A 23,012-nucleotide genomic window follows, 5' to 3' on the forward strand; every position below is an offset into this window, starting at 1 on the left:
TTCGCATTCCGAACGCCGGTGGTGGAACCCGGCGTCACCGGACGGGGGTCAGTCCTCCGCGCCGTTCGCCGCGGTCGCCTTCTTGGCGGCGGTCTTCTTCGCCGTCGTCTTCTTGGCCGCCGTGGTCTTCTTCGCCGCGGTCGTCTTGGCGGCCGCCGTCTTCTTCGCGGGCGCCTTCTTGGCCGTCGTCTTCTTGGCCGTCGTCTTCTTGGCGGTCTTCTTCGCCGTCTTCTTGGCGGGACCCTTGGCCCGCTTCTCGGCGAGCAGCTCGAAACCGCGCTCCGGCGTGATCGTCTCCACACTGTCGCCCGAGCGCAGCGTGGCGTTCGTCTCGCCGTCCGTCACGTACGGGCCGAAGCGGCCGTCCTTCACCACGACCGGCTTCTCGCTGACCGGGTCGGTGCCCAGCTCCTTCAGCGGCGGCTTGGCCGCGGCCCGGCCACGCTGCTTGGGCTGGGCGTAGATCGCCAGCGCCTCCTCCAGCGTGATGGTGAAGAGCTGCTCCTCCGTCTGCAGCGACCGCGAGTCCGTCCCCTTCTTCAGGTAGGGACCGTAGCGGCCGTTCTGCGCGGTGATCTCCTGGCCCTCCGGATCGACGCCGACCACACGCGGCAGGGACATCAGCTTCAGCGCGTCGTCGAGCGTCACCGTGTCCAGGGACATCGACTTGAAGAGGGAGGCCGTGCGCGGCTTGACCGCGTTCTTGCCGGTCTTCGGGGTGCCCTCGGGGAGGACCTCGGTGACGTACGGACCGTAGCGGCCGTCCTTGGCGACGATCGTGTGACCGGTCGCCGGGTCGGTGCCCAGCTCGAAGTCGCCGCTCGGCTTGGCGAGCAGTTCCTCGGCGAGCTCGACGTTCAGCTCGTCGGGGGCCAGGTCCTCCGGGATGTCGGCGCGCTGGTGCTGCTCGGTGTCCTTCTCGCCGCGCTCGATGTACGGGCCGTAGCGGCCGACCCGCAGCACGATGCCGTTGCCCACCGGGAACGACGACACCTCGCGCGCGTCGATGGCGCCCAGGTCGGTCACCAGCTCCTTGAGGCCGCCGAGGTGGTCCCCGTCGCCGTTGCCCGCGTCGGCGGCGCCGCCGTTGCCCGCGTCGTCGCCTTCGCCGAAGTAGAACCGCTTCAGCCACGGCACGGCGCGGGCCTCGCCGCGCGCGATGCGGTCGAGGTCGTCCTCCATGCGCGCGGTGAAGTCGTAGTCGACGAGCCGGCCGAAGTGCTTCTCCAGCAGGTTGACCACGGCGAAGGAAAGGAAGGACGGCACCAGGGCCGTGCCCTTCTTGAAGACGTAGCCGCGGTCGAGGATCGTGCCGATGATCGACGCGTACGTCGACGGGCGGCCGATCTCCCGCTCCTCCAGCTCCTTGACCAGCGAGGCCTCGGTGTAGCGGGCCGGGGGCTTGGTGGCGTGCCCGTCGACCGAGATCTCCTCGGCACTCAGCGCGTCGCCCTCGGCGACCTGCGGCAGCCGGCGCTCACGGTCGTCGAGCTCGGCGTTCGGGTCGTCGGCGCCCTCGACGTAGGCCTTGAGGAAGCCGTGGAAGGTGATGGTCTTGCCGGACGCGCTGAACTCGACGTCCCGGCCGTCGGCAGCCGCGCCGCCGATCTTCACGGTGACGGAGTTGCCGGTCGCGTCCTTCATCTGCGAGGCGACGGTCCGCTTCCAGATCAGCTCGTACAGCTTGAACTGGTCGCCGGTCAGCCCGGTCTCGGCGGGCGTGCGGAAGCGGTCCCCCGAAGGACGGATCGCCTCGTGCGCCTCCTGCGCGTTCTTCACCTTGCCCGCGTAGGTGCGCGGCTGGGGCGGCAGGTAGTCGGCTCCGTACAGCTGCGTGACCTGGGCGCGGGCGGCGGCGACCGCCGTCTCGCTCAGGGTCGTCGAGTCCGTACGCATGTAAGTGATGTAGCCGTTCTCGTACAGCTTCTGCGCGACCTGCATGGTGGCCTTGGCGCCGAAGCCGAGCTTGCGGCTCGCCTCCTGCTGCAGCGTCGTCGTACGGAACGGCGCGTACGGCGAGCGGCGGTACGGCTTGGACTCGACCGAGCGGACCGCGAACCGCGTGTCCGCCAGGGCGGCGGCCAGCGCGCGGGCGTTCGCCTCGTCGAGGTGGAGGGTGTTGGCGCCCTTCAGCTGCCCCAGCGAGTCGAAGTCGCGGCCCTGCGCGACCCGGCGTCCGTCGACCGTCTGCAGCCGGGCGACCAGCGTCGACGGGTCGCTCGCGTCACCGGCGCGGCCGGTGGAGAAGGTGCCGGTCAGGTCCCAGTACTCGGCGGTGCGGAACGCCATGCGCTCACGCTCCCGCTCCACCACGAGCCGGGTGGCCACGGACTGGACGCGGCCCGCCGACAGGCGCGGCATGACCTTCTTCCACAGGACCGGCGAGACCTCGTAGCCGTAGAGACGGTCGAGGATGCGGCGGGTCTCCTGGGCGTCGACCAGCTTCTGGTTGAGCTCGCGCGGGTTGGCCACGGCCGCCCGGATCGCGTCCTTGGTGATCTCGTGGAACACCATGCGCTTGACCGGGATCTTCGGCTTGAGCACTTCCTGGAGGTGCCACGCGATGGCCTCGCCCTCGCGGTCCTCATCGGTGGCGAGGAAGAGTTCGTCGGACTCCTTCAGCAGGTCCTTGAGCTTCTTGACCTGGGCCTTCTTGTCCGCGTTGACCACATAGATCGGCTGGAAGTCATGGTCGACGTCCACACCGAGGCGGCGCACCTCGCCGGTGTACTTCTCCGGAACCTCGGCAGCGCCGTTGGGAAGGTCGCGAATGTGCCCGACGCTCGCCTCGACGATGTAGCCAGGGCCGAGATAGCCCTTGATCGTCTTCGCCTTGGCAGGCGACTCGACGATGACGAGTCGGCGGCCGCCGTTCGCGGTCTCGCTGGTCGGGGACAACTTCGCTCTTCTCTCCGTCGACGCTCGGACCTCCCCAGGCGCTGCTCCCCGGGGTCGGGTCATGGTGACGCTGCGGAGTGTGACGGTACATCCCGCCCCCGTGTCAAACGGGAAAAGCCCGCAACGGCCACTCGAACGGTAACCCGACTACCACCGTTCCTGCCGCCCGGAGTGTCCAGACTCCGCCCGCCCATATGCGGAGCGCGATCTTACGGTTACCGGCGGCGGCCGGTTGCGGCCGTTTCTCACAGGCGGGTGAAGCACCAGGCGCCGAGGGAAAGGGAGGCGACCGCGACACCGGCGGCGACGGTGACCGATGCGACAGGGCTCACACCGAGGGAGACCGGCCGGCGGTGCCGCGCGCGGGTCACGGTCCAGGCCAGCAAACCGGCGCCGAACAGGCAGAACACCGCCCCCGTGAAGATCGCCGGTCCGCTCTCCATCGTCGCCCGCGCCCCCTCTTACCCGTCCGTGTACCGCCCTGGTGGGACGCTGCCACGCCCGGGCGGCACCGGGACGAACCGGAGGTGAACGTCAGGGCTCGGGGGAGGAGCGAGGAAGCGGGGAGCGGGCCCGTACGGGGCGCTTCCGAAAAAATCCGACCGATCCGGACGACCCGGGTCGACCGATCCGGACGACCCGGGTCGACGCCCGACATGGGCGTGAAAGATGCGGCTGAAGACACAACGGCGCACGGGTGTTCGTCACCGTGACCCGAGTGACGGCTGGGGTGTGGGAGCGGGGCCGGCCGGGCGCCCCGGGAGCGTGAGGGTGCCTGGCGCTCGTGAGGGGGTGCCTGGCGCTCGTGAGGGGGTGCCTGGCGCTCGTGATGGTGCGACCCCCGCTCGTGACGGGCGGCTCCGAATCGGGGCGGACTGGCCTGGGGCCGGAAACTGGGCCCGGTAGCGGGAAGGGGTGACCTGGGAACGGGACGGGGTGGCCCGCGAGCCTGGCGGGTGGCACCCGATCGTTGCGGGGCGCCCCGCAACCGTCGCGGGGCGCCCGGCCTCCGCGCCGCCTCAGCCCGCCGGGTTCAGGAAGCCCTGTTCCACCAGCAGCCGGATCTGGGCCGGCGTCCGGTCACGCAGCGGCACGGGGTCCTCGCCGAGCAGCTGGGCGATGGCGTCCAGGATCCGGCCCGCGGTCATGGTGCCGTCGCACACGCCCGCGAAGCCCGCGCCGATCGTGTCGACCTTGGTCGCCCGCCGCATCCCCCGGTTCTGCCGCAGCACGACATGCTCCGGGTCCTCGGCGCCGGGCAGCCCGACCTGCTCCTGCACCACCTCGGGCGCCAGCTCGAAGCGCGCCTCCAGCAGCGCCGCGTCGTCGTGGGCCCGCAGGTAGTCGAGCCGCTCGAAGTGCGCCCGGACCGCGTCGCCGAGCGGCTGCTCCACCGGGTGCGGCCACTCCTCCACCGTGACCGACGGCACGGCCGCGTCCGACCTGCGCAGGGTGATCCAGCCGAAGCCGACGGCCTTCACCTTCCGCGCCTCGAACTCGTCCAGCCACGCGTCGTACCGCGCCCGGTACTCCGCCTCGTCCCCGCGGTGGTCGCCCGCGTCCCGCAGCCACAGCTCGGCGTACTGCGTGACGTCCTGCACCTCTCGCTGCACGATCCACGCGTCGCAGCCGCGGGGCACCCACGACCTGAGCCGGTCCTGCCAGTCCTCCCCCTCCACGTGCTGCCAGTTGGCGAGGAACTGGGCGAACCCGCCCTCGTTCAACCGCTCCCCCGCCTCGGCGACGAGCGTGCGGCACAGGTCGTCCCCGCCCATCCCGCCGTCGCGGTAGGTGAGCCGGGCGCCGGGGGAGATCACGAACGGCGGGTTGGACACGATCAGGTCGTACGTCTCGTCGTCCCGGAGCGGTTCGAACAGCGAACCCTCGCGCAGGTCGGCGGCGGGGACCCCGGAGAGCGCGAGGGTGAGCGCGGAGATGTGCAGGGCGCGCGGGTTCAGGTCGGTGGCCGTCACGCGTGTGGCGTGCCGCGCGGCGTGCAGCGCCTGGATGCCGGAGCCCGTGCCGACGTCGAGCGCGGACGCCACGGGCGTACGGACGGTGATGCCGGCCAGGGTGGTGGAGGCGCCGCCGACGCCGAGCACCACGCCCGCGTCCCGGCTGCCGATGCCCCCGGCGCCGCCGACCGCGCACCCGAGGTCCGACACGACGAACCAGTCCTCGCCGCCCGGCCCGCCGTACGGCCGTACGTCCACGGTCGCGGTCAGCGTGTCCGGGCCGGCGCTCCGGAGCCACCCGCTCTCCAGGCAGGTGTCGACGGGCAGTACCCCGGCCACGCCCGCACGCGGCACGGGCTGCTGGAGCAGGAACAGCCGTACGAGCAGCTCCAGCGGGGTGTCCCCGCGGGTGGCGCGGAGCGCGGGCACGGTCTCGCTGCGGGCCAGCGCCGTGTACGCGGGGGCGCCGAGCAGGTCGAGCAGTCCGTCGGCGGTGAAGGAAGCGCCGAGCAGCGCCTCCCGCAGCCGGGCGGCGGCGTCGGGGCGGTCGGACGAGGGCAGGGGCGGCAGGCTGGCGTCACTCACGCCCCCATTGTGGCCGCCGCCCCGGCCCGGCGCGCACCGCGCCCGCTGAACCGGCGTCAGCTCGGGACCCGCCGCCCCGCGCGGCTCAGCTCTTGGTCGCTCCCGCCGACGCGGTGGCGGTCTGGCAGCTGGCCTGCCGGGACATCGCCTCGCCGACCTTGCCTTCCTCCAGCGTGCTGAGGGCGTCGCTGCCGCTCTTGCTCAGCTTGTCCAGCTCGGCCGCGATGTCCTTCAGACCGTCGGCGAACTTCGCCTGGTCCTTGGTGTTGAGGGCGTCGACCTGCTTCCTCAGGGTGGCGTAGGACGCGGAGATGCTGTTGAGCTCCTTGACCGCGTCCTGCTGCTTCTGCTCGCCGTTGTCGACGTCCGGCGCCCCGGCCTTGTTCACGGCCGCGCCGATCGCCTTGTAGGCGTCGGACATGTCCTGGAAGGCCTTCGAGTCGGCCTGCTGGACCGCCTGCGGCGTGCTGTTGTCCGAGGTCTCCTTCTGGATCGCGGTGTTGGCGGCCTTGATCTTGGCGGCCTGCGGCTGCACCGAGTCGCAGACCTCCTTCGCCCATGCGTCGAGCTTCTCGTCGCTGTCGTCGCCGCCGCATCCCGTCAGCGCCAGTACCAGTACCGCACCGCCGGACAGCGCGGCCGCGAGCTTCTTGTTCACCGGATTGGTCCCTTCCATGGCCTTCGGCCCCGGAACATACACGCCGGATGGCCTACACCCACCCGTCGAACGTCCGGTACCCCCCTTTTTAAAGCCATTTGCACCAGGCGAGAGAAGGCTCACGAGTACGCGGACACCGCGGGCGGGCGACGCGTCAATCCACGCCGCCCGCCCGCAGCTTGATCGGGTGCCCGAAGGCCGCTACCCGGAAACCACCGCCGGATCCGGCGACTTGGGCCTGGGTCCGGCGTCGTCCTCGTCGTCCACGGCGATCCCGCGCCGCTTGGACACGTAGACCGCGGCGATGATGACCAGCGCGGACAGCACCGCGATGAGCACCCGCATCCCCACGCTTTTGTCCGCGCCGTAGGAGAACTTGATGACCGCGGGCGCGATGAGCAGCGCCACCAGGTTCATCACCTTCAGCAGGGGGTTGATCGCGGGACCGGCGGTGTCCTTGAACGGGTCGCCGACCGTGTCGCCGATGACGGTGGCCGCGTGGGCTTCGCTGCCCTTGCCGCCGTGGTGGCCGTCCTCGACGAGCTTCTTCGCGTTGTCCCACGCGCCACCGGAGTTGGCGAGGAACACCGCCATCAGCGTGCCGGTGCCGATCGCACCCGCGAGGAAGGCGCCCAGCGCGCCCACACCGAGCGTGAACCCGATGAAGATGGGCGCCGTCACGGCGAGCAGACCGGGCGTGGCGAGCTCCCGCAGGGCGTCCTTGGTGCAGATGTCGACGACCTTGCCGTACTCCGGTGTCTCGCTGTGGTCCATGATCCCGGGCTTCTCGCGGAACTGCCGCCGCACCTCGTAGACCACCGAACCCGCCGACCGCGACACCGCGTTGATCGCCAGCCCCGAGAAGAGGAAGACGACCGCCGCGCCGGCGATCAGCCCGACGAGGTTGTTGGGCTGCGAGATGTCCATCATCAGACTCAGCGGCGCCCCCTCACCGGTGAGCCGCTCGCCCACGTCTCTGGCGCCCGTGGTGATGGCGTCCCGGTAGGAGCCGAACAGCGCCGCCGCCGCGAGCACGGCCGTGGCGATGGCGATGCCCTTGGTGATGGCCTTGGTGGTGTTGCCGACCGCGTCCAGGTTGGTGAGCACCTGGGCGCCCGCGCCCTCGACGTCGCCGGACATCTCGGCGATGCCCTGGGCGTTGTCGGAGACGGGACCGAAGGTGTCCATCGCGACGATCACCCCGACCGTGGTGAGCAGGCCGGTGCCGGCCAGCGCCACCGCGAACAGCGCCAGCATGATCGACGTGCCGCCGAGCAGGAACGCCCCGTACACGCCGAGGCCGATCAGCAGGGCGGTGTAGACGGCCGATTCGAGACCGACGGAGATACCGGCGAGGACGACGGTGGCCGGGCCGGTGAGCGACGTCTTCCCGATGTCCCGCACGGGGCGCCGGGTGGTCTCGGTGAAGTAGCCGGTGAGCTGCTGGATCAGGGCGGCGAGCACGATGCCGATGGCCACCGCGACGAGCGCGAGGATCCGCGGGTCGCCGCTCTTCCCGAGGATCGCCTCGTCGGTCACCCCGTTCAGGTCGGCGTACGACGACGGCAGGTAGACGAACACGGCGATCGCGACCAGCACGAGCGAGATCGCGGCGGAGATGAAGAACCCGCGGTTGATCGCGCTCATGCCGCTGCGGTCGGCGCGCCTCGGCGCCACCGCGAAGATGCCGGCCATCGCGGTGATCACCCCGATCGCGGGGACCAGCAGCGGGAACGCCAGCCCCGCGTCGCCGAACGCCGCCGAACCGAGGATCAGCGCCGCCACCAGCGTCACCGCGTACGACTCGAAGAGGTCGGCCGCCATGCCCGCGCAGTCGCCGACGTTGTCGCCCACGTTGTCGGCGATGGTCGCGGCATTGCGCGGATCGTCCTCCGGAATGCCCTGCTCGACCTTGCCGACCAGGTCGGCGCCGACGTCGGCGGCCTTGGTGAAGATGCCGCCGCCGACGCGCATGAACATTGCGATCAGCGCGGCCCCGAGGCCGAAGCCCTCGAGCACCTTCGGCGCGTCGGCCGCGTACACCAGCACGACACAGGCGGCGCCGAGCAGCCCCAGCCCCACCGTGAACATGCCGACGACACCGCCCGTACGGAAAGCGATCTTCATCGCTTTGTGCGAGACGGCGGTGAGATCCTTTTCCGGCTCGCCCTCGGCCGGAGTGGCTTCGCGGGCCGCCGCGGCGACCCGGACATTACTGCGCACGGCAAGCCACATGCCGATATAACCGGTGGCCGCCGAGAACGCCGCTCCGATCAAGAAGAACACCGACCGCCCGGCACGCTGATTCCAGTCGTCCGCGGGCAGCAGCATGAGCAGGAAGAACACGACCACGGCGAATACGCCGAGGGTGCGCAGCTGGCGGGCCAGATAGGCGTTGGCGCCCTCCTGTACCGCGGCTGCGATCTTCTTCATGCTGTCGGTGCCCTCGCCGGCCGCGAGTACCTGGCGTACCAGGACCGCCGCGACCGCCAGCGCCGCCAGGGCCACGATGCCGATGGTCACCACGAGCACGCGGTTCTCGTCGGTCAGCACGGCGGCTGCGAGGGATGTGGGTTGGCCCGACTCGTATGAGATGGAAAGCCCCGCCATTCGTCCTCCTTGACGCTTGGGCTGAGCTCAAGATGTGGACGGGATTGTAGGTACCGGAACCTGATCAAAACAGACCGCGAGAAATGTAAATGGCCTGCATGCACTCTTTCCCATTGATCACCGGGAGGCCATCGGCCCGAAATCGGTAATGCCCTTGAGGCATTCCGGTGATCGAAATTCCAGAGCGCCTGAGGATAGTGAACGAATTCACGCGATCAACCGCTCGGGGACCACTGTAGGCGCGCTGAGCGGAACCCGCACATGCCGAAGGGCCCCCGAGCAGGGGGCCCTTCGGAAAACGGTCGGCGTACGGGTGAACCGGTCAGGTGAACAGCGCGGCCGGCGGCGTGGTGGGCCACCTCATGCGGATCGATCCGCCGCTCTCCCCCGCACTCACCTCGACGTCGTCGACGAGGCCGCTGATGACCGCGAGGCCCATCTCGTCCTCCTCGGTCTCCGCGTCCGCGTCACCGGGCGCGGCACCGGCCGCACGGGCTCCGGCGGGGGCATGGGGCGCCTCGTCGCCGACCTCGATGGAGAACTGCTTCTCCTCCTCGATCAGCAGCACCTTCACGGGCGCCGAGATGCCGCCGTGCTGGTGCAGGCCGACGGCCCGGGTGCAGGCCTCGCCCACGGCGAGCCTGACCTCGTCGAGGACGGCCTCGTCGACTCCGGCCCTGCGCGCCACCGCCGCCGCCACGAGGCGGGCGGTCCGGACGTGCTCGGGCAGCGCGCTGAAGCGGAGTTCGACGGTGGCCATGCATCCCCCTCGCGACTACGGGCGTGCGGTGAGGAGGCCGGGCTGCCGAAAGCCCGGCCCCCTTCGTGGTGTCTCGTGCTGCCCGGGCACGACGGCCCGGGAGCGGGTGGTCAGTCGGTCGCCGCCACCGCTTCCTCGACCGAGGTGTGAATCGGGAACACCTTGGTGAGGCCGGTGATGCGGAAGATCTTCAAAATGCGCTCCTGGTTGCAGACCAGGCGCAGCGAGCCCTCATGGGCACGCACCCGCTTCAGGCCGCCGACCAGCACGCCGAGTCCGGTGGAGTCGAGGAAGTCCACACCTTCCATGTCGACGACAAGGTGGAAACTGCCGTCGTTCACCAGCTCGACCAGCTGCTCGCGCAGCTTGGGCGCGGTATATACGTCGATTTCGCCACCGACCCTGACGATCGTGCGATCGCCGATGGTCTCGGTCGACAAGGACAGGTCCACGGATCCTCCAGCACCTAGCTATCGAGCGGTCGCCCTTGGGACATCTCGGCTCAGCCCCCTGGACGGTTCGCCAGCCGCCATGGCATTCAATCACTTACCGGCAGGCGTGCACGACGCCTTGGCCCCATTGTCCGTCACGCCAGTGACACACTCGGTGCCGATGGCCAAGAATCACCGATCCGATCGACCCCCGACGGACAAGCGATCCAGGACCGCCGCGCCGGGCACCGTCCTGGACCGGCTCGCGTCCGGACCGAGCCGGGCTTCGCGCATTACTCATACGGAGCACTTGCCCCCGCGCGCGGGTCGGCATGCCGTCTGGCCGGACCGGATCCGCGCCGAGGTCGTGGCCGCGGTGCGGGCCGCGGGCATCGAGCACCCCTGGGCCCACCAGGCACGGGCCGCCGAGCACGCCCTGGACGGCGAGTCCGTGGTCGTGGCGACCGGCACGGCCTCGGGGAAGTCCCTGGCGTATCTGACGCCCGTCCTGTCCACGCTGCTGGACGGCGCCGAGGCCCCGAACGGCAGGGGCGCCACCGCGCTGTACCTCTCCCCCACCAAGGCCCTCGCCGCGGACCAGCTCCGGTCCGTGAAGGAACTTTCACAGCCACTGGGCCATTCGGTGCGCGCGGCGGTCCACGACGGCGACACGCCGTTCGAGGAACGCGAGTGGATCCGCCAGTACGCCAACTACGTGCTGACCAACCCGGACATGCTGCACCGCAGCATCCTGCCGTCCCATCCCCGCTGGTCCTCCTTCCTCAAATCGCTGAAGTACGTCGTCGTCGACGAGTGCCACACCTACCGGGGCGTGTTCGGCTCGCACGTCGCCCAGGTGCTGCGCCGGCTGCGGCGGCTGTGTGCCCGCTACGGCTCGTCGCCCGTGTTCCTGCTGGCCTCGGCGACCGCCGCCGAGCCGGCCGTCGCCGCCCGCCGCCTCACCGGGCTGCCGGTGGTCGAGGTGGCCGACGACGCCTCACCCCGCGGTGAACTGGTGTTCGCCCTCTGGGAGCCGCCGCTGACCGAACTGCACGGCGAGCGGGGCGCCCCGGTGCGCCGCACCGCCACCGCCGAGGCCGCCGACCTGCTGACCGACCTGACCGTGCAGGGCGTCCGCTCGGTCACCTTCGTCCGCTCCCGGCGCGGCGCCGAGCTGATCTCCGTGATCGCCCAGGAACGTCTCGCCGAGGTCGACCGGTCGCTGGCCGGGCGGGTCGCGGCCTACCGGGGCGGCTACCTCCCCGAGGAGCGCCGGGCCCTGGAACGGGCCCTGCACTCCGGTGAGCTGCTCGGCCTCGCCGCCACCAACGCCCTCGAACTCGGCATGGACATCTCCGGCCTGGACGCCGTGGTCATCGCCGGCTATCCGGGCACCCGCGCCTCCCTGTGGCAGCAGGCCGGCCGCGCCGGACGGTCCGGGCAGGGCGCCCTCGCCGTCCTCGTCGCCCGCGACGACCCCCTGGACACCTTCCTCGTCCACCATCCCGAGGCGCTCTTCGACCGGCCCGTGGAGTCCACCGTCCTCGACCCCGACAACCCCTACGTGCTCGCCCCGCACCTGTGCGCCGCGGCCGAGGAACTGCCCCTGACGGACGACGACCTCGCCCTCTTCGGCCCCGCGGCCGAGGACCTGCTGCCGCAGCTGGAGGCCGCGAAGCTGCTGCGCCGACGCACGCGGGCCTGGCACTGGACCCGCCGCGAGCGGGCCGCCGACCTCACCGACATCCGTGGGGAGGGCGGCCGGCCGGTCCAGGTCGTCGAGGCGGGGACGGGCAGGCTGCTGGGCACGGTCGACGCGGGCGCGGCGCACACCAGCGTCCACGAGGGCGCCGTCCACCTGCACCAGGGCCGCACCTACGTCGTCCGCTCCCTCGACCTGGAGGACTCCGTCGCCCTGGTCGAGCAGGCGAGCCCTGCCTACACGACCGTGGCCCGGGACACGACCTCCATCTCCGTGCTGGAGACGGACACCGAGATCCCGTGGGGCGACGGGCGGCTGTGCTTCGGCTCCGTCGAGGTCACCAACCAGGTGGTCTCCTTCCTGCGGCGGCGGGTCATCACCGGCGAAGTGCTCGGCGAGACAAAACTCGACCTCCCTCCTCGTACGCTGCGCACCCGGGCCGTGTGGTGGACGGTCACCGAGGACCAGCTGGACCGGGCGCGGATCGACCCGGAGATCCTCGGCGGCGCCCTGCACGCCGCCGAGCACGCGTCGATCGGCATGCTGCCGCTCTTCGCCACCTGCGACCGCTGGGACATCGGCGGCGTCTCGGTCCCGCTGCACCCCGACACCCTGCTGCCCACGGTGTTCGTCTACGACGGCCACCCGGGCGGCGCGGGCTTCGCGGAACGCGCCTTCCACACCGCCCGCTCCTGGCTCACGGCCACCCGCCAGGCCATCGCCTCCTGCGAGTGCGAGGCCGGCTGCCCCTCCTGCATCCAGTCCCCGAAGTGCGGCAACGGCAACGACCCTCTGCACAAGCGGGGCGCCGTCCGGCTGCTCACCGTCCTGCTGGAAGGCGCGCCGCCCGAGAAGCCGGACGAGGAGCAGGACGAGAAGCAGGAGGAGGGGGCGGGGCACGCGGAGGTGCCGGGGGCGGCGGCGGACCCGAGGATGCCGGAGGTCGCGACGGCGTCCGAGGCCGAGGCCGCGGAGGAGCCGGCGGACGCGGGCGCCCGGGCGGGTGCGGAGGCTGCCGGCGAGGTCCCGGCTGCGGCGGCTGCCGACGACGTCAGCGGGCCGGGTGAGGGCGACCCGGCTACGGCGGACCGGCGGGTCCCGCCCGCGCCCTGACCTCCACGGTGAACGGTCCGTGGCCGGACGCCACCGACACGTCCGACACCTCGCCGGTCATCGCGCACCGCACGAGCCGGGCGTCCTGGGCCCGGGCCACCCGCTCCGCCCGGGCGCATGCCTCCGCCGCGCCCTGCCCCCAGTGGTCCGCGGCGGCGAGTGCCGCGAGGTCCGCGCCGCCCGCCGCCCGGTGCCGGACCACCACGGCGTGCCCCAGGGCGAGCACGACACCGAACACCACACACAGCACGGCGATCGCACCGACGCTCCACACGGACGCCGACCCCCGGTCCGAGCACCGCCCTCGGTCCGAGCACCGCCGGGAGGTGAGGCGAACCGCCGGCGATCTCGCGCGCCCCCGCCCGTCACGGCCCCACTTCCCGTTCACGTCCTCCTCCCCCCGGCCCCCGGCGCCATCGCCACCGCCTCCTCCGCCGCCGCGACGGCCTCCTCCCTCAGCTCGAAGGGCAGTCCCCTCAGCATCGGCGCCCTGGCCGCGACGGTCACCCGGACCTGATCGGCGTCCCGGCTGACCGTGACCCTCGCGCCGGCCGGTGCCGCCTCGCGGGCCACCTCGACCACCGCGTCGGGCGGATCCTGGCGGGCCGCCGCCCGGGCACCCGCCCGGGCCGCGTCCACGCACTGGATCTGCGCGGACACCACCAGCAGCCCCCAGACCAGCGCCGTCACGAACAGCACCAGCACGGGCAGCACCAGCGCCGACTCCGCCGTCACGAACCCACGGTCGCCACGCCTGTCACATCCGGCCATCGAGAGCCTGCTGCACGATGTTCCGCAGGGCCGTACTGACCGGCCCGCTGTTGACCACCTTGTAGAGCACCACGGCGAACGCCACCGCCGCCACGATGCCCATCGCGTACTCCGAGGTCACCATCCCTGCGTCCCTCCGCGCCCCGCGTGCCCTGACCACCAGGGCACGCAGCCGCGCCCGCACCACCCGGTACATCCGAACCTCCCTGCGTGCCATGTCCGTTGCCGTCCTTCGTCCTTCGTCCTGCGCCATCCGTCATCCGTCACCCGTGCCGGTCCTGCCGCGCTCCGCCCGTCCCCTCACCCACCCCCTCCCGCTCCGAGCACCCCGCCCGCGAGGCCGATGACCACGGGCAGGACGCCGACGGCGATGAAGGCGGGCAGGAAGCACAGCCCCACCGGGGCGCTGACCAGGACGGCCGCCCGTCGGGCCCGTGCCGTCGCCGCGCGGTTCCACCCGGCCCGTGCCTCGGCGGCCAGCCGGCCCACCGGGGCGGCCAGGGGCAGCCCGGACACGTCGGCCCGCTCCAGCAGCCGGGCCAGCGGAACCGCGCCGGGCAGTGCGGCCAGCCGGCGCCAGGCCTCGCCCGGTTCACCGCCGAGCCGTACCTCCGCCGCGCCCCGGGCCAGGGCGTCCCCGACGGGGCCGCCCAGGGTCTCGCCGACGGCCTGCGCCGCCGGTACCGGTCCGGCACCCGCCGCGATGCAGGCGGACAGGAGGTCGGCCGCGAGCGGCAGTTGGCGCACCGCCTCCACGGTGTCGAGCTCGCGTGCCTGCGCGGCCGCCGCCGTCTGCCGCCGGTGCCGACGCCACAGCCCGGCCGCCACCGCCAGACCCAGCCCCAACCCGGTGAGGCCACCCACCAGCACCCACCCGGCGCCCGCGAGGCCCACGTACGGCAGCCGGTCGCGTGCCGCCCGCAGGAGCGGGAGGTGCACCACCGCCTTCTTGTGCTCCCTTGCCGCCAGCGCGTCCAGTCGCCGCCGTGCCCGCCTCTCGTACCGGGCCCGGTGCCACCACGCCGCCGCCCACGCGAGCACCGCCAGCGTCCCCACCACTGTCCCCAGCCTGTGGATGACGTCTCCGTTCATGACGCCGCCTCCTCGGCGCCCCGCATGATGCGGAGGGCCCACCACAGGCCCAGCCCCTCCAGCACCCCGCCGGCCGCCAGACAGACCGACCCCGACGGGGTGTGCAGCAGGACGTGCAGCGGATCGGCGCCCAGGGCTGCGCCGAGCGCCAGCCCCACGGCCGGGAGCCCCGCGAGCATCACCGCTGTGGCCCGGGCTCCGGCCAACTGGGCGCGCAGGTCGGCACGCTGGTCCCGTTCGGCACGCAGCGCCGCCTCCAGCCGGTCGAGCCCGTCCGCGAGGCCCGCGCCCTGGTCCACCGCCACGCGCCAGCAGGCGGCGAGACCGCGCAGTCCCTCGGCGCCCGTCCGCCCGGCCGCCGCCGCCAGCGCGTCCGGCACGTCCCCGCCGAACCGCGCCGCCGCCAGCACGGCCGCCTGCATGCCGCCGAGTCCTGCGGAGTCCCGGGCGGCCGACAGCAGCGCCTCACCGGGCTGCCGCCCGGCCCGCAGTTCCCCGGCGAGCGCCCCGCAGAGCGCGATCACCGCGTCCGCCCGGTGATCCCGGCGCTTGCGGTCGGCGGCGGCGCGCCGCACTCTCCGCAGCACCGGAACCCCGGCCGCCCCCGCGACGACCGGCAGCACCGACGCGCCCAGGACCGCCAGCACCAGCCCGGCGGCCAACGAGGCCCACTCGACGGTCAGCCGCCGCCGCAGCCGGTCTCCCGCGCGCACGACCCGGGACCATCCCGGAGGCCCGGCGTCCCCCACGCCCTCACCGACCACCGCACCCTCGCCTGCGACCGCCCTTCCACCGGTGACCGCACTCCCACCGCGGACAGCGCTCCCACCGGCGCAGAGCGCCCGCGCCCGTCCGGCCTCCGCCTGCCCGCCGCCCAGTAACAAGGCCGCGGCGCCCAGGCACGCCGCCGCCGCGCCCATCGACGTCCCGGTCGCCCCGTTCACGAGCCGACCGCCTCTCGCGGTGCCCGTGCCTCGTCGTCGTGCGCGGCGCGCAGCAGCTCCCGCAGGCGCGGCCATCCCGGTTGGGCGACGAAGGTCTCCGGCCCCCACCGCAGCGCCGGTGCCGTCCGCACCAGCCCCGAGACGTCCCGTTCCAGCACGTGCACCTCGGCGATCCGGCGCCGGCCGCTCCGGTCGCGTACGAGGTGCAGCACCACCGACAGCGCCGCCGCCAGCTGGCTGTGCAGGGCGAACCGGTCGAGCCCCGCGGCCGTACCGAGCGCTTCCAGCCGGGCGGGCACGTCACTCGCCGCATTGGCGTGGACAGTTCCCGAGCCGCCTTCATGACCTGTGTTGAGAGCGGCGAGCAGATGGACCACCTCGGGACCGCGCACCTCGCCCACGACCAGACGGTCCGGCCTCATCCGCAGGGCCTGGCGCACCAGGTCCTCGAGGGTGACCAGTCCCGCGCCCTCCTGGTTGGCGGACCTGGTCTCCAGGCGCACGACGTGGGGGTGGTCGGGCCGCAGCTCGGCCGAGTCCTCCGCCAGCACGATCCGCTCGTCGTGCCGGACCAGCCCCAGCAGGGCGCTCAGCAAGGTCGTCTTGCCGGTGCCCGTGCCCCCGCTCACCAGGAAGGAGAGCCGCGCGTCCATCAGGGCCCGCAGCATCCGGTCGCCGCCCGGCGGCACCGTCCCCGCCGCCACCAGCTCGTCGAGCGTGAAGGCGCGCGGCCGCACGACCCGCAGGGACAGGCAGGTGCCGCCCACCGCGACCGGCGGGAGCACCGCGTGCAACCGGGTTCCGTCGGGGAGCCTGGCGTCCACCCAGGGCCGCGCGTCGTCGAGGCGCCGCCCGGCCACCGCGGCGAGCCGCTGCGCCAGACGCCGCACGGACGTCTCGTCCGGGAAGGCGACCGTGGTGAGCACCAGGCCCCCGCCCCGGTCCACCCACACCCGGTCCGGTGCCGACACCAGCACATCCGTCACCGTGGGGTCGGACAGCAGCCGCTCCAGCGGTCCACTGCCGACCAGCTCGGACCGCAATTGCTCGGCCGCCCCGAGCACTTCCGCGTCACCGAGCACCCGGCCCTGTTCCCGCAGTGCCTGCGCCACCCGCGCGGGCGTCGGCTCGGCCCCGCTCTCCGCCAGCCACCGCCGCACTCCGTCCAGCAGACCGGGCGGCATCCCCGCACCGGTCGTCTCCGCACCGCTCATGCCGCCCTCGCCTCCACCAGCGCGCGCTCCCAGAACTCCTTGCAGAAGCGGGCCAGCGGGCCCCGGCCGGACACGCCGGGCGGCCGCCCGGCCCCGTACGGGCGCTGCAGTGCCGCTTCGACGGGAACCTCCCCGACGAGGGGCAGCCCGAGCAGCCGGGCCACCGCACGGTCGTCCAGGCCGGGCGCGTACGGTCCGCGGACCGCGACACGCAGGTCGCGCAGGACCATGCCCACGGCGGAGGCGACGCGGCCCGCCGCGGCGACGGCACGCAGTTCCGCGGGGACCACGAGCAGCGCCAGGTCGAGCTGGGCGAGGACCTCGGCGACGCCCTCGTCGACGCGTCGCGGCAGGTCGACCACGACGGTTCCCCCTCCGCGCCGGGCCGCGGCGAGCACCGCGCGCACGGCTCGGGGCGGCACCGCGAGACAGTCGCCGCGGTCCCAGCTGAGCACCCGCAGCGCGTGCAGTTCCGGCAGCGACTCCTCCAGTGCTCCGCCTCCGACCCGGCCGTGCGACGCGGCGAAGGCGGGCCAGCGCAGTCCTTTCGCCGTCTCGCCGCCGAGCGCCACGTCGAGCCCTCCGCCCAGTGGATCGGCGTCCACGAGGAGGGTGCGCAGTCCTTCGCGGGCGGAGGTGACGGCGAGCGCGCAGGCGAGGGTGGAGGCTCCAGCGCCGCCCCGGCCGCCGATGACCCCGACGGTCAGGGCGGGCCGTCCGACACCTTCGGCGACGTCGGCGATGCGGTCGACCAGCCACTGCTCGCCGTCGGGCAGCATCAGCACGTGGTCGGCGCCGATCTCGACGGCCCGCCGCCAGATCCCGGGGTCGTCCTGGTCGCGGCCGACCAGGACCACTCCCGGCCTGCGGGGCGTGGAGCGGACCCGGCGCGCGGCGTCGTCGCCGACCAGGACCAGCGGTGCGGCTTCCCAGCTTCCGCGCGGCCCGGGCAGTCCGTGGTGGACCTCCGGTGTGGCTCCGGCGGCGGCGCACAGGCGCAGCAGGTCGTCGAGGAGCCCGGTGTCCTCGGTGAGGATCAGCGGTACGGCCGGCCGGTTCCCTGCGGGCGTCGGCGGCGGGTCGTGCGTGATGGATCCGGTCATGGCGTCCCCCTGTGCTCCCTCTTTCGCGGAGGCCCTCGGGCCCCGCTCGTCCCAGCTGTGGGGAGAGCCGCGGCGCGGCCTCCCGTCGGACGGCCGGCGAAAACCGGCCGTACGCATCCCGGCAAAGAGAACCGCCGTGAACTCACGGCGAGCGGGGTGCGCGGGAATGACAGTGCAGCGCTCCCGGAAATCGTGGGGATCTTGGTGGAAAACTGTGGACGGGGCGATGCCTGTGAATATCGCGGTCACCCATACCGGTGAGGTCGCCATACCTTCTGTGCGATTACCGCAGAGCAGTCCGACCGTTACACACAGTTGTCAATCAGGGTCATGACAAAGCACTCGCGCACGTCGAACCGCGGCATTCCAACGCCAGGGGAAAGGGGGCAAAACGCGTCCGGACATGCGACGACCCCCGCCGGGGGGGAGAGCGGGGGTCGTCCCCACGGCCGACTCGGGGGGGGAGGAGTCGGACCGGGTTAGCACGGTCGCGAACGATCCGTGACTTCCATGGTGTACCCGAGGGCCCTCTCAGGCAAACCCACGCGCCACACCTTACGCCGAATGGGCTGCGCCTATGCTCAGGGACGTGGAAAACCACTTGTTGCCCCGTACAGCGGCCTTCTTCGACCTGGACAAGACGGTCATTGCGAAGTCGAGCACACTCACCTTCAGCAAGTCGTTCTACCAAGGCGGCCTGATCAACCGCAGGGCCGTACTGCGGACCGCGTACGCGCAGTTCGTGTTCCTCGCCGGCGGCGCGGATCACGACCAGATGGAGCGCATGCGCAAGTACCTGTCCGCGCTGTGCCGCGGGTGGAACGTCCAGCAGGTCAAGGAGATCGTCGCCGAGACGCTGCACGACCTGATCGACCCGATCATCTACGACGAGGCCGCCACGCTCATCGAGCAGCACCACACCGCCGGCCGGGACGTCGTGATCGTGTCGACCTCGGGCGCCGAGGTGGTGGAGCCGATCGGTGAACTGCTCGGCGCCGACCGGGTCGTGGCCACCCGCATGGTGGTGGGCGGCGACGGGTGCTTCACCGGCGAGGTGGAGTACTACGCGTACGGACCGACCAAGGCGGAGGCCGTCCGCCAGCTCGCCGCGTCCGAGGGCTACGACCTGGCGCGCTGCTACGCCTACAGCGACTCGGTGACCGACGTCCCGATGCTGGAGGCCGTGGGGCATCCGCACGCCGTGAACCCGGACCGGGCGCTGCGCCGGGAGGCGCTGGCACGCGAGTGGCCGATCCTCGACTTCCACCGCCCGGTGCGGTTGAAGCAGCGGTTCCCGGCGTTCTCCGTCCCGCCGCGCCCCGCTCTCGTCGCGGCGGCCGCGATAGGTGCGGCGGCGGCCACGGCGGGCCTCGTCTGGTACGCCAGCAGGCGCCGCACCACGGTTGCCTGAACGCACTTTTCCGTAGCGCGTGGCCTCCGCCGGTCCAGCCCGGCATGTCGACGTCCGTTTACTGCGTCTTTGAACCCAAAAGTAAAGAAGCGCGGCCAGGACTTCCCCTCTCCGGGAAGCCGGAGTACAAAGGAGCTAAGCGGCCCGCGAGACCAAGGACATCCGCGAGGATCACCTTCTGAACGCTTTTGGCCCCACGGACCGAGCATGGACACCGCGCACCCACGCGACGTCGACCCGTCGATTACGGGCCAGCCGCACCAGGTGACGGGCAAAGACCCCGACCTGATGGGCACATATCGAGGACGCTTGGTAACGCGGTGGACATGCCAGCGGCGGTACGAGTATTCGTACCGCCGCATCTCTGCGTGAGGACAGACTTCCCGGCCCGCGCGATCCGTCCCGCCGCTCAGGCCGCTCCGCGCTGCAGCGCCTCGCACACCGCCGTCGACTCGCGCGCGCCCAGCTCGACCGCGCGCCCGCAGTGGGTGATCCAGGCGGCCACACCCTCCGGAGTGCCGGACACATAGCCTTCCAGCGCCCGCAGATAGGCGTCCCGGCCCAGCTCCGCGTGGCCGACCTCGGCGGCGCACACCGACTTGGGGTCCAGGCCGCTGCCGACCAGGACGATACGTTCGGCCGTCCGCGCGACCAGACCGTTGTGGGAGGTGAAGGGGCGCAGCGCGAGCAGCTCGCCGTGCACCACGGCGGCCGTCACCAGCGCCGGCGCCGAACCGCCCGCGATGATCAGCTCGGCCAGCCCGTCCAGCCGGCCGTGCGCCTCCGCGGCGCTGGGCAGGGCAAGCCCGACCAGGGGCTCGTCGACCTGCTCCCCCTCCTGCCGGGGACGGCCCACCTGCTCCCCCTTGTCGGCCGCCGCGACCAGGTGCAGCCGCGCCAGCACCCGCAGCGGCGACTGCCGCCAGATCGACAGCAGCTGGCCCGCCTCGGCCGTCAGGCGCAGCGCCGCGCCCACGGTGCGTGCCTCGTCGTCACCGCTGAAGGCGCTGCGCCGCCGCACCTCCTCGAGGGCCCAGTCCGCGCCGGACAGCGCCGCCGAGCCCCGGGCGCCGCGCAGGGCCGCCTCGGAGGTGATCTCGTTGCTGCGCCGCCGCATGACCCGGTGGCCGTAGACCCGGTCCACGGCCTTGCGTACGGACTCCACGGAGTCGGCCACACCGGGCAGGGAGCCCAGGGCCGCGAGGGGATCGGCGGTCGCGCCCGTCGTACTCATGAGTACGACCCTACGCACCCCGGGCCCCCACCCCACGAAGGAGTGGTCTTCTTCACGCCCGACGATGACGTACAGCAATCGTTCCACTACGCTTGGTGAACATGAAAATTGCTTTCGTTGGGAAGGGCGGGAGCGGAAAGACGACCCTGTCCTCCCTCTTCATCCGTCACCTCGCGGCCGACGGCGCTCCGGTCGTCGCGGTCGACGCCGACATCAACCAGCACCTCGGGGCGGCCCTGGGCCTGGACGAGGCGGAGGCGGCCGCCCTCCCCGCGATGGGCGAGAACCTGCGGCTGATCAAGGACTATCTGCGCGGCGGCAACCCGCGCATCGCGTCCGCCGAGACGATGATCAAGACGACGCCGCCCGGCGACGGCTCCCGCCTGCTGCGGGTGTGCGAGGACAACCCGGTCTACGACGCCTGCGCCCGGCCGGTGGAACTCGACGGCGGCACCGTCCGGCTGATGGTCACCGGGCCCTTCACCGACGCCGACCTCGGGGTCGCCTGCTACCACTCCAAGACCGGCGCCGTGGAGCTCTGCCTGAACCACCTGGTGGACGGCCCCGACGAGTACGTCGTGGTCGACATGACGGCCGGCTCCGACTCCTTCGCGTCCGGCATGTTCACCCGCTTCGACATGACGTTCCTGGTGGCGGAGCCGACCCGCAAGGGCGTCTCCGTCTACCGCCAGTACAAGGAGTACGCCCGTGACTTCGGCGTGGCGCTGAAGGTCGTCGGCAACAAGGTGCAGGGCCCGGACGACCTGGACTTCCTCCGCGCGGAGGTCGGGGACGACCTGCTGGTGACCGTGGGCCACTCGGACTGGGTCCGGGCCATGGAGAAGGGCCGCCCGCCCCGCTTCGACCGCCTGGAGGAATGCAACCGGCTCGCCCTGCGCACGCTGCGTGCCTCCGCCGACGCGACGTACGAACTGCGTGACCCGGAGCGCTATACCCGGCAGATGGTGCACTTCCATCTGAAGAACGCCCAGTCGTGGGGCAACGAGCGCACCGGGGCCGACCTGGCGGCGCAGGTCGACCCCGGTTTCGTGCTCGGCGGGAGCGTCACCGCCGGCGCCTGACCCTCACTCCTTCGGTGCGGGGGAACCCGGTGCACCCTTGGGGGCCGGGGCTGAGCCGGCGGCCAGGAAGGGCTTCCAGCCCTTCTTCGGCGCCTCCCCGACACCCAGTGTGCGCAGCTTCGCCAGGGTCGCCGGGTCCTGCGCGTCCAGCCAGTCGGCCAACTGCCGGAAGGAGACGCACCGCACGTCGGACTTGGTGCACACCGCCTCGACGACCTCTTCGACGGCCCGCATGTAGGCGCCGCCGTTCCAGGACTCGAAGTGGTTGCCGATGATCAAGGGTGCCCGGTTGCCGTTGTAGGCGCGCTCGAAGCCCTGGAGCAGGCCGTCCCGCATCTGGTCGCCCCACATCTCGTGCTTGGCGGGGTCGCCCTGGGTGGTGGTGCCGGACTGGTTGACCATGAAGTTGTAGTCCATGGTCAGCTGCTCGAAGGAGTGCCCGGGGAAGGGCACGAGCTGCATGGACAGGTCCCACAGCCCTTCCTTCTTGTCCGGCCACACCTGGTTGTTGACTCCGCTGGTGTCGTAGCGGAAGCCCAGCTCCCGGGCGGCCTTCATGAAGTTCTTCTGCCCCTCCAGGCAGGGAGTGCGGGCCCCGATGAGCTCCTTGTCGTAGTCGAAGGGCAGCGGGGCCGCTTCCTTCATGCCGGTGTTGGTCTTCCAGGTCTTCACGAACTGCTTGGCCTGGGAGATCTCCTCCTTCCACTCGTCCACCGACCACTCCCCGACCCCGCCGGCGCTGCCGCAGAAGTGACCGTTGAAGTGGGTGCCGATCTCATTGCCCTCCAGCCAGGCCAGCCGCAGCTGCTTCACGGTGTCCGTGATGCCCTGCTGGTCGTTGAAGCCGATGTCGGAGCGGCCCGGCGAGTGCTGCGGCGGGTGGTACAGGTCCCGCTTCTCCTCGGGAAGCAGGTACACGCCGCTCAGGAAGTACGTCATGGTCGCGTCGTTCTCCTTGGCGACCTTGCGGAAGTGGGAGAAGAGCTTCTGGCTGTCCTCTCCCGCGCCGTCCCAGGAGAAGACCACGAACTGCGGTGGCTTCTCACCGGGCTTCAGCCGCTCGGGCCGGGGCAGGTGCGGCTGGGCGCCGGTGTACGCGGTGGAGCCGTCGCCGATCAGCCGGACGACGTTCTTCGGCGCGGGTGCCGGCTGTGCCTTCTCCTTCTCCGGTCCGCCGTCGCCGTCCGCGCCGGTTCCGCAGCCGGCGAGCGAGGCGAGGGAGACCGCGACGATCACGGTGCCCGTGGCGATCCTGTGGGTGGCGGCCATTCGCCCACCTTCTTCCTTCTCTCGGGCCGAGCCTGATGAGGGGCGTCGTGCGGTGCTGTGCCGGTCCTTGCCGACCGCGCCGTCAACGTCGCACGGAAAGAAGAAAGGAATTAATACGACAAGCCGATGAAATGGCTACTTCACTCCTCAGAGTGACTAGTGCAGCCATTTGCCCGGAAA

General features: G+C 72.1%; 19 protein-coding genes. 3 read left to right on the plus strand and 16 right to left on the minus strand.

All coding sequences use genetic code 11. The annotated features are described in order from the left end of the window. Positions 1-48 precede the first annotated feature (48 nt). From topA to bldG, 7 genes are all read right to left on the minus strand, one after another. Entirely contained in the window at positions 49-2,898 is a 2,850-nt protein-coding gene (gene topA, locus ACIF8S_RS18685) for a type I DNA topoisomerase (RefSeq protein WP_400000142.1), read from the minus strand. 245 nt (positions 2,899-3,143) lie between these two features. Continuing rightward, positions 3,144-3,341 (minus strand): hypothetical protein, encoded by a 198-nt coding sequence (locus tag ACIF8S_RS18690; protein WP_400000143.1) that lies wholly within the window; start codon positions 3,339-3,341, stop codon positions 3,144-3,146. Between the two features lie 576 nt (positions 3,342-3,917). Further along, positions 3,918-5,438 (minus strand): methyltransferase, encoded by a 1,521-nt coding sequence (locus tag ACIF8S_RS18695; protein ID WP_400000144.1) that lies wholly within the window; start codon positions 5,436-5,438, stop codon positions 3,918-3,920. 85 nt (positions 5,439-5,523) lie between these two features. Continuing rightward, positions 5,524-6,114, minus strand: a complete 591-nt coding sequence (locus ACIF8S_RS18700) for a small secreted protein (RefSeq protein ID WP_400000145.1) — start codon at positions 6,112-6,114, stop codon at positions 5,524-5,526. Positions 6,115-6,297: 183 nt separating this feature from the next. Then, positions 6,298-8,706 (minus strand): sodium-translocating pyrophosphatase, encoded by a 2,409-nt coding sequence (locus tag ACIF8S_RS18705; protein WP_400000146.1) that lies wholly within the window; start codon positions 8,704-8,706, stop codon positions 6,298-6,300. A 322-nt stretch (positions 8,707-9,028) separates the two neighbouring features. Beyond that, entirely contained in the window at positions 9,029-9,466 is a 438-nt protein-coding gene (locus tag ACIF8S_RS18710) for an ATP-binding protein (RefSeq protein ID WP_215211483.1), read from the minus strand. 110 nt (positions 9,467-9,576) lie between these two features. Further along, positions 9,577-9,918, minus strand: coding sequence for an anti-sigma factor antagonist BldG (gene bldG / locus ACIF8S_RS18715; RefSeq protein WP_024885807.1), 342 nt, complete (start codon positions 9,916-9,918; stop codon positions 9,577-9,579). 79 nt (positions 9,919-9,997) lie between these two features. On the opposite strand from bldG, the gene ACIF8S_RS18720 reads away from it, so the two are divergent. After that, entirely contained in the window at positions 9,998-12,712 is a 2,715-nt protein-coding gene (locus ACIF8S_RS18720; RefSeq protein ID WP_400000147.1) for a DEAD/DEAH box helicase, read from the plus strand. Here ACIF8S_RS18720 and ACIF8S_RS18725 read toward each other — a convergent pair. The 7 genes from ACIF8S_RS18725 to ssd form a co-directional block, all read right to left on the minus strand. Next, complete coding sequence (locus tag ACIF8S_RS18725; RefSeq protein ID WP_400000148.1) at positions 12,678-13,100, minus strand: Rv3654c family TadE-like protein; 423 nt, start codon at positions 13,098-13,100, stop codon at positions 12,678-12,680. The two genes, ACIF8S_RS18720 and ACIF8S_RS18725, sit on opposite strands and share 35 nt — an antisense overlap. Beyond that, positions 13,097-13,483 (minus strand): TadE family type IV pilus minor pilin, encoded by a 387-nt coding sequence (locus ACIF8S_RS18730; protein ID WP_400000149.1) that lies wholly within the window; start codon positions 13,481-13,483, stop codon positions 13,097-13,099. The genes ACIF8S_RS18725 and ACIF8S_RS18730 overlap by 4 nt, the downstream gene beginning before the upstream one ends. Then, on the minus strand, positions 13,470-13,679 hold the full coding sequence (locus ACIF8S_RS18735) for a DUF4244 domain-containing protein (protein ID WP_024885803.1): 210 nt from the start codon (positions 13,677-13,679) through the stop codon (positions 13,470-13,472). The genes ACIF8S_RS18730 and ACIF8S_RS18735 overlap by 14 nt, the downstream gene beginning before the upstream one ends. 104 nt (positions 13,680-13,783) lie before the next feature. Then, complete coding sequence (locus ACIF8S_RS18740; RefSeq protein ID WP_400000150.1) at positions 13,784-14,575, minus strand: type II secretion system F family protein; 792 nt, start codon at positions 14,573-14,575, stop codon at positions 13,784-13,786. Beyond that, a complete protein-coding gene (locus ACIF8S_RS18745; protein WP_400000372.1) occupies positions 14,572-15,495 on the minus strand; it encodes a type II secretion system F family protein in 924 nt (307 codons plus the stop codon). Before ACIF8S_RS18745 ends, ACIF8S_RS18740 begins: the two co-directional genes overlap by 4 nt. 20 nt (positions 15,496-15,515) lie before the next feature. Continuing rightward, complete coding sequence (locus tag ACIF8S_RS18750) at positions 15,516-16,733, minus strand: TadA family conjugal transfer-associated ATPase (RefSeq protein ID WP_400000151.1); 1,218 nt, start codon at positions 16,731-16,733, stop codon at positions 15,516-15,518. Beyond that, positions 16,730-17,836, minus strand: coding sequence for a septum site-determining protein Ssd (gene ssd, locus ACIF8S_RS18755; protein WP_400000152.1), 1,107 nt, complete (start codon positions 17,834-17,836; stop codon positions 16,730-16,732). Before ssd ends, ACIF8S_RS18750 begins: the two co-directional genes overlap by 4 nt. A gap of 577 nt (positions 17,837-18,413) precedes the next feature. Between ssd and ACIF8S_RS18760 the strand changes: the two genes are divergently transcribed. Then, positions 18,414-19,247, plus strand: a complete 834-nt coding sequence (locus ACIF8S_RS18760) for an HAD family hydrolase (RefSeq protein ID WP_400000153.1) — start codon at positions 18,414-18,416, stop codon at positions 19,245-19,247. Positions 19,248-19,656: 409 nt separating this feature from the next. On the opposite strand, the gene ACIF8S_RS18765 is transcribed toward ACIF8S_RS18760, so the two are convergent. Continuing rightward, positions 19,657-20,481 carry an oxidoreductase gene (locus tag ACIF8S_RS18765; RefSeq protein WP_400000154.1) on the minus strand — a complete coding sequence of 275 codons (825 nt, stop codon included), beginning with the start codon at positions 20,479-20,481 and terminating at the stop codon, positions 19,657-19,659. A 101-nt stretch (positions 20,482-20,582) separates the two neighbouring features. Between ACIF8S_RS18765 and ACIF8S_RS18770 the strand changes: the two genes are divergently transcribed. Further along, entirely contained in the window at positions 20,583-21,563 is a 981-nt protein-coding gene (locus ACIF8S_RS18770) for an ATP-binding protein (protein WP_400000155.1), read from the plus strand. A 3-nt stretch (positions 21,564-21,566) separates the two neighbouring features. Here the strand turns inward: ACIF8S_RS18770 and ACIF8S_RS18775 are convergent, their stop codons facing one another. After that, positions 21,567-22,832, minus strand: coding sequence for a hypothetical protein (locus ACIF8S_RS18775; RefSeq protein ID WP_400000156.1), 1,266 nt, complete (start codon positions 22,830-22,832; stop codon positions 21,567-21,569). Between the last annotated feature and the right edge of the window lie 180 nt (positions 22,833-23,012).

The sequence above is a fragment of the Streptomyces sp. NPDC085937 genome (genome assembly GCF_044540535.1).
Lineage (GTDB): Bacteria > Actinomycetota > Actinomycetes > Streptomycetales > Streptomycetaceae > Streptomyces.